Below are 10,668 nucleotides of genomic sequence, written 5' to 3'. Positions count from 1 at the left end.
CCCGGAAGCTAAGACTCTCAGCGCCGATGGTACTGCAGGGGGGACCCTGTGGGAGAGTAGGACACCGCCGGACACCATTCACGATGGCCACCCAGACACTGGGTGGCCATCGCTGTTTAACCCGCCATCCCGACGCATGTGTCGGGGACGCTGACGGCTCTCGACGACGAGGGCGCTCACCTCCGTCTTCCTTCTGCCGTCGGCTCAACGAGGGTTCTCTCTCGGAGCGAGTAGACGGTTGTGGCTCGTGCCGGCGACCGGGTCGGCTTATCGGGGTGAAGACTCTGCTGGTCTAAGCGACGCGCAGACGAGGCGGCTCCGGTCCATGAACGACGAAACGCCGACGCGATGTGCTCCGGGTCGGCGATTCGTCGTCAATGGTCCTCTACTCGAGCAGCTTGCCTGCGGTGGCGACCTCGCGGATGAGGGTCTGGATCTCCTCCGGGACTGCGGGGATCTCCTCGCGGGTGATGCCGGTGGAGGGCGACCAGACGAGGTTCACCTGCAGGGCCGGGTCGATCTCCGGGTAGTCGCTGCGGTTGTGGCAGCCGCGGCTCTCGCGGCGCTCCAGCGCCGCCTCGAGGGTGGCCCGCGCTGCCATGGCGGCCGACTTGAGGTCGAAGGCGTGCGCGAGGTCCTGGAACCCGGCGATGTCCGGGTGCACTCCGATGTCGGTGATGCGCGCCTCGATCGCGTCGAGCTCGGCGAGGCCGGCCAGCAGGCCCGCCTCGTCGCGGACGACTCCCGCGTGCTCGGTCATCGTGTTGCGGATCGCGCGCTGCAGGGCGCGGACGTTCTCGGTGCCGTCGGCCGCGAGCAGGTCCGCGATCTCGTCGCGCGCGACCTGGAGCGACGCGGCAGAGCGCGTCTGCGCGGTCAGGGAAGCCGAGTACTCCGCAGCCGCCTGTCCGACGATCCGACCGAAGACGAGCAGCTCGATCAGCGAGTTGCCGCCGAGCCGGTTCGCCCCGTGCAGTCCGCTGGACGCCTCGCCGATGGCGTAGAGCCCGGGGACATCGGTGCTGTGATCGTCCGAGCGGACCCAGACCCCGCCCATCGAGTAGTGGGCGGTCGGCGCGATCTCGATCGGGTCCTTCGTGATGTCGAGCATCTGCAGCTCGAGCATCGTCTGGTAGACGCGGGGGAGCCGCGTCATGATCGTCTCGCGCGGCAGGTGCGACACGTCGAGCCAGACTCCGCCGTTCGGCGTGCCGCGACCCTCCTTGATCTCGGTGTAGCAGGCGAGCGCTACCCGGTCGCGGGTCGACAGCTCGAGGCGCTCGGGGTCGTACTTGTGCATGAACCGCTCGCCGAGTCCGTTGCGGAGGATGCCGCCCTCGCCGCGCGCCGCCTCGGAGATGAGGGTGCCGGCCGCGTTCTCGGGCTCGATGATGCCGGACGGGTGGAACTGGACCAGCTCGGGGTCGCGCAGGCGACCGCCGGCCTCGACAGCGAGGCGGAACGAGTCGCCGGTGTTCTCGTCGCGGCGCGAGGAGGTGCGGCGCCAGATGCGGTTGTGCCCGCCGGCGGCGAGGATCACCGCGTCGGCGTGGATGAGGTAGCGAGTGCCGTCGACGAGGTCGAACCCGTAGGCGCCGAAGACGGCTCCGTCGTCGTTGACGAGGATGCGCGTGACGTAGACGGTGTCGAGGATCGGGATCTCGAGTTGAGCGGCACGGTTCACGAGCGTGCGCTGGATCTCGAGGCCCGTGTAGTCGCCCGCGAAGGCGGTGCGGCGGTAGGTGTGCGCGCCGAAGAAGCGCTGCGAGATGCGTCCGTCGTCCTCTCTGGCGAACGGCATGCCGTAGCGCTCGAGATCCTGGATGCCGCGGGCGGCGTTCGAGGTGACGATCTCGACGGTGTGCGGGTTGGCGAGCAGGTACGACTCGGTGATGGTGTCGGCCGCGTGCTGCTGCCAGCTGTCGTCGGGGTCCATGGTGGCGAGGGCGGCGTTGATCCCGCCGGCGGCGAGCGAGGTGTGCGCGTCCGACTTCGCGCGCTTGCCCAGCGCGAGGACGTCGACACCGGCTTCCGCCAGCTCGATCGCGGCGCGCAGGCCCGATCCGCCCGTGCCGATGACGAGGACGGAGGTGGAGATCCGACGCTCCGGAGTGGTGGTCGCTGAAATGGTCATGACCCCACGCTAGGTTTCGCTCGTCGATTACTCCAATGCATATATCGGGTGCCAACCATGCGCCTAGGGTATGAGCATGAACCTCGAGCAGCTGACCGGATTCGTCGAGGTCGCGCGCCTCGGCAGCTTCACCCGCGCGGCCGAGGAGCTGCACCTGGCTCAGCCCTCGCTGAGCCGTCAAATCGCGTCGCTGGAGCAGGATCTGGGCTCAGAGCTGTTTCATCGCTCCCGCGGCGGCAACACCCTCACCCCGGCCGGCGAGCTCCTCCTGCCGCTCGCGCGGCGCATGCTCGCCGATGCGGAGTCGGTGCGCCGCGAGCTGGCCGAGCTGGCCGGACTCGAGCGCGGCCGGGTGCGCTTCGGCGCGACTCCGACGCTCTGCATCAGCCTCGTCGCGGAGGTGCTGCACGCGTTCCACGCGGCGCATCCCGCCATCGAGCTCCATCTCGCCGAGGACGGCTCGCGCAGCCTCTTCGACCGCCTCGCTCGGGGCGAGCTCGATCTCGCGCTCGTGACGACGTCGACCGCGGCGTCCGTCGGCGCCTTCACCGTGACTCCGTTGCTCGTCGAGGAGCTCGTCGTGGTCTCCTCCGCCGCGGAGCCCCCGCTGGCGGCGTCGGGCGCCCTGGATCTCGCGGCGGTGTCCCGACTCCCGCAGATCGTCTTCAACTCGAGCTACGACCTGCGACGCACGACGGACGCCGCGTTCTCGGCGGCCGGCCTGACTCCCGACGTCGTGCTGGAGGGAGCCGAGATGGACGCGGTGCTGCGCTTCGCCGAGCGCGGCCTCGGCATCGCGATCGTCCCGGCGATGGTGTTGCAGGGTCGGCCGGGGCTGCGATCGATCCGGATCGAGGAGCCGTCGTCGGAGCGGCCGCGGCTCACCCGGACCATCAGCCTCGCCAGGCCGGCGGATCTGGCGCCGACGGCGGCGGTGCAGGTGATGCAGCGGACGATCGCGGCGACGGCCCGGGCGTTCGCGGCGCAGGCCGGCGGGACGATGCGGGTGGCGGAGCGTTCTGCCGCAGCGGACTGACGCTCGAGCGAGGTGCGCCGCGCCCCGCGCAGCCACGCGCCTTCGCCCGCTCAGCCACGCGCCTTCGCTGCGCGCAGGCGGTCACTGGATCGTGTGACCCGGGTTCTGCTCGTCGTAGCGGTGGCGTGCCGCGGCGATCACCGGTCTCTGCTCGAGCGACCAGTCGGCGAGGGCCTTCACGAGATGGGTGAGGCTGCTGCCGGAGGGCGTGAGTCCGTAGGAGACCTGGGCCGGCACTGTCGGGAAGACGGTCCTGGTGACCAGTCCGTCCCGTTCGAGGCGTCGCAGCGTCAGGGTCAGCATCCGCTGGGAGATCCCGTCGATCGCGCGCTGGAGTTCCCGGAACCGTCGATCGCGAGAGGCGAGCTCGACGATCACGAGCACCGACCTCTTGTCGCCGACCCGGGTCAGGACGTCTCTGATGCCGCAGTCGGGATGCTCGTCCAGCCCGCACGGTTCGAGGTCGGCGGTTACTCCGGTGTTCGTGGGTGACACGACGATGCCTCCTTGTAGGAGCTGGCGGGACGCAGCGGGATCAGCGTAGTTACCGGACAGAACCACGAAAGGGACGACCGTGATCCTCGTCACCGGCGCGAGCGGACAGCTCGGCTCCACGATCCTGACCAGCCTCCTCGCACGCGGCGTTCCTGCGATCGGCAGCAGCCGTCGACAGACGCCGGGGATGAGGACGATCGACTTCGACGATCCGCCCACGATCTCGTTCTCCGGCGTCGACACGCTGGTCCTCGTCTCCGCAGGCGAGGCGGAGGACGATGTCGTCATCGCCCGCCACGGGGCGGCTCTCGCTGCCGCAGAACGCGACGGCGTCGAGCACATCGTCTACACGAGCGTCGCCGCCGCCGGCGATCACCTCGCCTTCGCTCTCGCCCACCGCTGGACCGAGCGCCGACTCGAGCGCGGAACCACCCGCTGGACCGTGCTCCGCAACGGCCTCTACGCCGACCTCTTCGGATCCCTCCTCTCCTGGTCGGGGCCGCGTCTCGTCTCGGCGTTCGGGGAAGGATCGCTCGCGGCCGTCGCTCGAGACGACCTGGCCGAGGTCGCAGCCCTCGTCTCCGCCGCACCCCTGAAGCATGCGGGCCGCACCTACGACCTGGTCGGACCGCCCATCACGGCGGCCGACGTCGCGGACCGTCTGGCCGTTCCTCTCGACGCCCTCTCCCTCGCTGCTCGACGGGCGTCGTACGAGGCGGCGGGCATGAAGCCGTTCCAGCCCGCGATGCTGATGTCGATCCACTCCGCCGTTCGCCACGGCTTCCTCGAGGAGTCGAGCGGTGATCTGGAGTCCCTCCTGGGGCGGGTGCCGACCGACACCATCGGTGCGGCAGCAGCAGCGGTGCTCTCGACCAGGCCCTCGGTCGTCGCTCCGGCGGCGCCCTCACGCGCCCTTCCCGGAGGTGCTCCGAGATCCCTGGTTCCCTAGACGCCGTTGCGCGCGATCATCCCCGGCCGGCGTCGTGGGAGTCCCAGAGCCCTCGGTCGGCCTCCTCGTCCACCGACCAGGTGACGTCCACTCCTCGGGTCAGCTCGTCGATCAGCCCGCCCTCGGCTCCGGGGACGCGGTCGTCGTACGCGAAGACCAGCTCGCCCGCATGCGCCCCGGAACCGATGCGACCGACGATGCCCCGTCGCGGCCAGTCCGCCGATGGCGGTACCCGAGGATCGAGCTCGTAGTGAGGAGCCGTCCAGGCTTCCTTCGCCGCCGAGCGGCTCCACCATCGTCGGATCATGAGCACAGTCTGCACGGACGCACGAGAGAGGGGCCCCCGGCTGGGGACCCCTCGGTCGTCGTGCTGGTGTCAGCGGTCGGTCAGGCTCTCACCTCACGGCCGGGTCGAGTCGTACAGGGGACCGTCGTCCTTCGCCGCGGATCCTCGCTGGTCGTGAGGCACGGAGACCGTCACGGTGCCGGAGCAGGAGCCGCCGTTGCCGTCGGCCGCGGTGAACGAGACGTGGTAGACGCGACCGTTGCCGGGGACCTTCGGGGATCCGCTGCGCTCCGCTCGGATCAGGGCCGTGCTCGTTCCGACGCCTGCACCGTCGACGGCGGTGCTGCCGTCGCCCACCGTGTTGACCGGCTCATCCTGGTAGATGGACGTGACGGTGACGGTGACGGGGTCTCCGTCGGGATCGGTGATTCCGGTGATGGTGACCGGGACCATCTTGTGGTTCGGCGGCCAGACCGACTGGCCGGCTGTCGCGGTCGTGCAGACCGGCGGCAGGTTGCGGAGCTCCCAGATCGCCTCGGCTGTGGCGGTGCGGATGTCGCCGTCGTCGTCGAAGCTCGCCGAGATCGAGTCGGTGCCGGCGACGGTGCCGACGTAGCTGAAGACGGCTCGGCCGTCCGCATCGGTCGTCGCCGTCCCTGCGGCGGTGTTCGCTCCGGTGACCTGGAATGTGACGAGCTCGCCCGCTACCGGGTTCCCCTCGCCGTCGAGGACGGTGGCGGTGACGGTGTGGGTCGCGCCGACGTCGAGAGTCGCCGTCGCCGGGTCGAGGGTGATCGCTCCGGGGAGGACGACGTTGGCGCCACCGAGCGCCGCCGCCTCACCGGTGACGGCGTTCGTCGCGAGGACGGAGAGGAAGGCGGGGAACGTGTCGTACTCGTCGTGCCAGCAGCAGATGTCGAGCGCGTCGGTGATCCCGATCTCGAGGCCGTCTGCGGTGGGGGTGATGTCGCGGTACTGGTCGGGGAAGCTGAAGGTGAACGATCCCAGTCCGCTGATGTAGCCGTAGGGCTGGCTGAGTCCCTGCTGGTTGAGTCCGAGCAGTCCGCGTCCCGAGTTCACGTAGTCGGCGATGTCGATCCGCCGCTCGGTGAGGAGGGTGTTCTCGGCCTCGGTGATACCACCGCAGGTGTCGAACGACGAACTGGCCACAGCGACCATCTGGTACGGCGCGAAGGCCGTCGTCGTGATCTCGGCACCGTTCAGGTAGTCGATCGTCTCGGCTGTCTCGACACCGATCGCGTCCCAGAACACGGCGGCATCGCAGCCGTTCGCTCCGATCACGGCGATGCCGTCGCCGCCGGAGCTCTCGGCCAGGATGCTCCCGACCACATCGACGTAGACGCTCAGGGGGCCGTGACCGCCCGGCCCTCCGTCCTCGGCGTCGATGCCCATCAGCACCACCGGTCCGCCGCTGGTGGCCGCGGAGGCCGCGCCGGCCCCCAGTGGCATCAGTGCGGCGGAGGTCAGCAGCGCGATGGCTGCGGCGGCGATTCGGCCGCGTGTCGTGGCTGTCATCTTCTCTCCTTTGAGAAGCCGAGGGCACCGTTCGGATCGGTGTGCTACTCGGGCACCTGACCGTAGCGCCGCGAGACTCGCCGTCGATAGTGCACATCGAGGCCCGTTTCCTCCGTTTTTCACCCCCAGTAGATGGGTGCAGAGGGCGATGGAATCCTCATTCAGCTGGTCGGCAAGGTGCTCGGGATTGGCCGCGACCCGACCTGGGCGGGGGCGTTTCCGGGCGCCGTCGACGTCGTGGACGGACGAGAGGGAACGACTCTGCGCGCGGATCGAGACGGCTGGGGACACATCCGGTGCGCGCTGTCGGCCGACAGCCCGGGAAGCGGGTCGCCACGCCGGATCGGCGTTCTGCCGGACCCCTGTAGCCTGCGCGCATGCCAGTAGGAGATGCGGAGCGAGCCTTTCAGGTCGCGGCGGCGGCTGACGGGATCGAACTGGAACGAGCTCGACTCCCCTGGGTCAATCGGCGCGGGCACTTCCATCTTCCAGAGGCGGCGGCCGCCGCCCGTGAGCCGCTGCAGGTGATCTTCGACGCGCTGGGCGGCATCGATGCGGACCAAGCCGCGAAGGGGACGCAGTCCCTTCCGGGCGACTTCATCCACCTGCCGACGGGAACCCTCATCGAGATCGATGAGTTCCAGCACTTCACGAGCTTCCGACGCCGGGCCCTCACGCTCTACCCGAGCGACACTGCACTCGGATACTCCCTGACCGGATACCTCGAGCTCTGCGAGGAGTGGAGCCCGCGCGCGGACAAGTATCGTCACACGAAGCGAGCGGTCGGCTTCGGCCCCTCCGGCAGGCCTCGCCAGCGTGCGTACAACGATTCTCTTCGAGACCTCACGGCACCCGCCATGGGCCATCCTCCGATCGTTCGCGTCCCCGTCCTCGATGGCGATGGAGCCGCGGCGTATTCAGCGGTCCGCGATCGCCTCGGGCAGCTCGTCTCGACCGTGTCCTCCGTGCGGCGGCGATGACCGATCCCCGCGGTATCGGCTTCGCGCTCCTGCCCGACAGTCCGGAGAACAGGTTGGCCACAGCCCTCGTCAGTCACGCATCAGACCTCTCGGAAGCCGCTCAGAGCCTCGAGCTCGCGCGGGAGGCGGGCGAAGGGAGCGCCTTGTGGATGCCGCTCACCATGCACGCGGTCACTGCATACGTCCGGCCGTTCATACACTCCGCCGTGCGACATCGTCTCGATCGGATGTCCTGCTTCCCCGGCATTCCGGACGAGCGTCGCTCGCTCCACGAGACCATCCGGAGGTACCGGAACACGACAGTCGCGCACTCCCAGTCGACTCTCGTGCTGCCCGTCGCTCTCGCGGTCCTCGACACTCGCGGTCTCGTCACCGATGTGCGGGGGTTCTGCGTCACGCAGCAGATGCCTGGCGCGATAGCCGCAGAGTTCGACGAACTCATCGACACCGTGCGAACCCTCGTCGCAGAGGCGACCCGACCAGTCCTGCACGCGTTGCGTGAGCACTACCGCCGAGTCGATGCCGCGACCGTCTCCGGTTGGCCGGGTCCCGATGTCGCCTCCGCGCCGGACACCGACTTCACCGCAGCACAGGCACGGAACCGAAACCCGCGCTTCACGGCTTACGCCCACACCGAATCGCGGCCGCTTCCTCCGGAAGCGGACGTGGAAGCAGCGCCGGATGCTGTTCCGATGGAGAGGCGAGTCCCGCCGGGACTCTGAGCGATTCATCGCGGCTGCACGGTCGCTCGAGCGGGGATCCTCAGGCCGAGGACTCGCGCGGGACCAGTCGCACCGGCATCCGCCGAACGCCCGGAGTCGCTCCGCCGCGGATCGCGTGCGACAGCTCCTCCGCTGCGGCACGCCCCAGCGTCTCGAGCTGCATGTCGATGCTCGAGAGCGGGGGGCGGGCCGCCTCGACGAGCAGGTCCCAGTTGTCGAAGCCGACCACGGCGACGTCCCGGGGGACGCGGCGGCCGCTCTCGCGGAGGTGGTCGAGGGTGCCGCGGGCGATCTGGTCGCTCGCGCAGATGAGGGCGTCGAGATCGGGGTGGGCGTTCACGAGCTCCTCCGCGCACTGGCGGCCCCAGCTCTCGGACCACTGGCCGTAGAGGACGTCGCCGCCGACCAGCGGCAGGCCCGCCTCCGTCAGCGCCTCCTGGACGCCGGCGGCGCGATCGCGGGCGGCGGCGTAGCTGGGCTCGCCGTTGATGAGGGCGATGCGGCGGCGGCCCCGCTCGACCAGGTGGCGGGCGGCGAGGACGCCGGCCTGCGCGTTGTCGGGGGTGAAGGACGAGTCGGCGGGGTCCTCGGAGGGGGCGTAGGCGTAGACGACGGGCACGGGGATCGTGCTCGTGATCGACGGGCGCGAGTTGGTGGTGCGGCCGAGGACCACGATGCCGTCGACGCGCTTGGCGAGCAGGTTCTTGATGTGGTGCTGCTCGCGGACCGCGTCGCCTCGGGCGTCGCAGAGGAGCACCGAGGTGGAGCCGGCGCCGAAGGCGTCCTCGGCGCCGAGGAGGACCGGGAGCACGAAGCGGTTGTCGAGGTCGCTGGTGAGCATGCCGATCGTGCCGGTGCGCGTCGAGTTCAACGCCTTCGCGAAGGGGTTCGGCGTGAAGGAGAGCGAGGCGGCGGCGTCGAGGACCCGCTGACGGGTCTCGGCGCGGACCTGATCGCGGTTGTTCAGCGCCTTCGACGCGGTGGCGACCGAGACGCCGGCGACGCGCGCGACGTCGGTCAGGGTGATGGTGCCCGTGGGTTTGCGCGGGGTCACGGCGTCCTCCGATCGGCGGCGCGGTTCTGCGCCCGGCACGATCCTCGCACGGAAACCGAAAAGACCGAAACGATCGCGTCTCTTGACGTGGGCCCCTCCGTTGCTTAGGTTCAACGGCAGAAAGTAGTTTCGGTGCCGCTCAGAAGCGGACCGGATCGACCCGTCAACGACGAAGGGATCATCTCGTGAGGACGAGGAAGTACGCACGGGGCCTCAGCGCCGCCGTCGCTCTGGGAGCGGCCGCGGCCGTGCTGACCGGTTGCGCGGGAGGTTCGGGAGGCGACTCCGCCTCGGCCGCCGGAGGCACCTACACGTTCTGGGACCCGTACCCCCAGTTCGACGAGAGCAGCGACTGGGCCACCCTGATCGACGCCTGCGGCACGGAGGCGGGAGTGAGCATCGAGCGCACCGGCTACGACACCACGGATCTCACCAACAAGGCGCTGCTCGCCGGGCAGCAGGGGAACTCGCCCGACATCCTGCTCGTCGACAACCCCGTCGTCTCCACGCTGGCCGAGTCGGGCATCCTGACCACCACCGCCGAGAACGGTCTCGACACCGGCGACATCGACGCGAACATCCTGGCCGCGGGCGAGGTCGACGGCGACACCTTCGGCGTCCCGATCGGGGCCAACACGCTCGCGCTGTACTACAACAAGACGGTGCTCGCGGCGGCCGGAGTGGACATCGCCTCGGTCACCGACTGGGCGAGCCTGACCGACGCGCTCGCGAAGGTCACCGCCTCGGGCGGCAAGGGCATCACGTTCTCGGGCATCGGCACCGAAGAGGGGAGCTTCCAGTTCCTCCCGTGGTTCTGGGGATCGGGTGCGGAGCTCACCGAGCTCGACTCGCCGGAGGCCGTCGAGGCCGTCTCGCTCTGGACCGACTGGGTGCAGAAGGGCTACGCGCCCGACTCCGTCATCGGCAACACGCAGACGACGAGCTGGCAGGAGTTCGAGACCGGCGAGTACGCGTTCGGCGAGAACGGCACGTGGCAGCTGGCGAACGCGAAGGCGTCCGGCATCGACTACGGGATCCTGACCGTGCCCGCGATCGACGGCGGCTCGGCTCCGGCGCCGACCGGAGGCGAGTTCCTGACGATCCCGGTGCAGGACGACGACGCGCGCTACGAGACCACCGCGGCGATCGCCGAGTGCCTCACGTCGACCGACAACCTCGTCACCACCGACACGACGCTCTCGTACATCGCGCCGACCGCCGACGCCCAGGCGGCGCAGGTGGCCGCGAACGCCGACCTCGAGCCGTGGGTCGAGGCGGTGAAGGCTGCGAAGGGCCGCACCTCCGACAACCTCGGCACGCAGTACCCGCGCATCTCGGAGCAGCTCTGGACGGCCGTGCAGAACGCGCTGAGCGGCGCGCAGTCGCCCGAGGACGCCCTGAAGGCCGCGCAGGCCGCGGCCGAGTCGGCCACGAAGTAGGCGGACGGCCGTCCAGAGCTGCTCCGAGATGCGCGGG

At 69.9% G+C, this 10,668-nt stretch carries 10 protein-coding genes and 1 rRNA gene; 6 read left to right on the top strand and 5 right to left on the bottom strand.

The window, feature by feature from the left end; translation table 11 throughout:
* Window positions 1-73 (top strand): 5S ribosomal RNA (gene rrf, locus NB037_RS20070); the annotation flags it as partial.
* 312 nt (window positions 74-385) lie between these two features.
* On the opposite strand, the gene NB037_RS16720 is transcribed toward rrf, so the two are convergent.
* Window positions 386-2,134 carry an L-aspartate oxidase gene (locus NB037_RS16720; protein WP_251947786.1) on the bottom strand — a complete coding sequence of 583 codons (1,749 nt, stop codon included), beginning with the start codon at window positions 2,132-2,134 and terminating at the stop codon, window positions 386-388.
* A gap of 76 nt (window positions 2,135-2,210) precedes the next feature.
* Here NB037_RS16720 and NB037_RS16715 point away from each other — a divergent pair, with 76 nt between their 5' ends.
* The gene (locus NB037_RS16715; RefSeq protein ID WP_251947785.1) at window positions 2,211-3,170 is read left to right on the top strand and encodes a LysR family transcriptional regulator; all 960 of its coding nucleotides are present in this window, start codon (window positions 2,211-2,213) and stop codon (window positions 3,168-3,170) included.
* 81 nt (window positions 3,171-3,251) lie between these two features.
* Here NB037_RS16715 and NB037_RS16710 read toward each other — a convergent pair whose 3' ends face one another.
* Window positions 3,252-3,665, bottom strand: coding sequence for a winged helix-turn-helix transcriptional regulator (locus NB037_RS16710; RefSeq protein ID WP_251947783.1), 414 nt, complete (start codon window positions 3,663-3,665; stop codon window positions 3,252-3,254).
* A 79-nt stretch (window positions 3,666-3,744) separates the two neighbouring features.
* Here NB037_RS16710 and NB037_RS16705 point away from each other — a divergent pair, with 79 nt between their 5' ends.
* Window positions 3,745-4,614, top strand: coding sequence for an NAD-dependent epimerase/dehydratase family protein (locus NB037_RS16705; protein WP_251947781.1), 870 nt, complete (start codon window positions 3,745-3,747; stop codon window positions 4,612-4,614).
* A 16-nt stretch (window positions 4,615-4,630) separates the two neighbouring features.
* Here NB037_RS16705 and NB037_RS16700 read toward each other — a convergent pair whose 3' ends face one another.
* Window positions 4,631-4,921, bottom strand: a complete 291-nt coding sequence (locus NB037_RS16700; protein WP_251947779.1) for a hypothetical protein — start codon at window positions 4,919-4,921, stop codon at window positions 4,631-4,633.
* Between the two features lie 93 nt (window positions 4,922-5,014).
* Window positions 5,015-6,436, bottom strand: coding sequence for an Ig-like domain-containing protein (locus tag NB037_RS16695; protein WP_251947777.1), 1,422 nt, complete (start codon window positions 6,434-6,436; stop codon window positions 5,015-5,017).
* 377 nt (window positions 6,437-6,813) lie between these two features.
* On the opposite strand from NB037_RS16695, the gene NB037_RS16690 reads away from it, so the two are divergent.
* Window positions 6,814-7,416 carry a DUF7255 family protein gene (locus NB037_RS16690; protein WP_251947775.1) on the top strand — a complete coding sequence of 201 codons (603 nt, stop codon included), beginning with the start codon at window positions 6,814-6,816 and terminating at the stop codon, window positions 7,414-7,416.
* Entirely contained in the window at window positions 7,413-8,138 is a 726-nt protein-coding gene (locus tag NB037_RS16685) for a hypothetical protein (RefSeq protein ID WP_251947773.1), read from the top strand. The genes NB037_RS16690 and NB037_RS16685 overlap by 4 nt, the downstream gene beginning before the upstream one ends.
* A 40-nt stretch (window positions 8,139-8,178) precedes the next feature.
* Here the strand turns inward: NB037_RS16685 and NB037_RS16680 are convergent, their stop codons facing one another.
* Window positions 8,179-9,192 (bottom strand): LacI family DNA-binding transcriptional regulator, encoded by a 1,014-nt coding sequence (locus NB037_RS16680; RefSeq protein WP_251947770.1) that lies wholly within the window; start codon window positions 9,190-9,192, stop codon window positions 8,179-8,181.
* A gap of 185 nt (window positions 9,193-9,377) precedes the next feature.
* Between NB037_RS16680 and NB037_RS16675 the strand changes: the two genes are divergently transcribed.
* The gene (locus NB037_RS16675) at window positions 9,378-10,631 is read left to right on the top strand and encodes a sugar ABC transporter substrate-binding protein (protein ID WP_251947768.1); all 1,254 of its coding nucleotides are present in this window, start codon (window positions 9,378-9,380) and stop codon (window positions 10,629-10,631) included.
* Window positions 10,632-10,668: the final 37 nt, after the last annotated feature.

Origin of the sequence: Rathayibacter rubneri, from assembly GCF_023743255.1 — a bacterium.
GTDB lineage: Bacteria > Actinomycetota > Actinomycetes > Actinomycetales > Microbacteriaceae > Rathayibacter > Rathayibacter rubneri.
The sequence above is the reverse complement of the archived record's forward strand: the minus strand, read 5'-3'. Positions and strand labels throughout refer to the sequence as shown.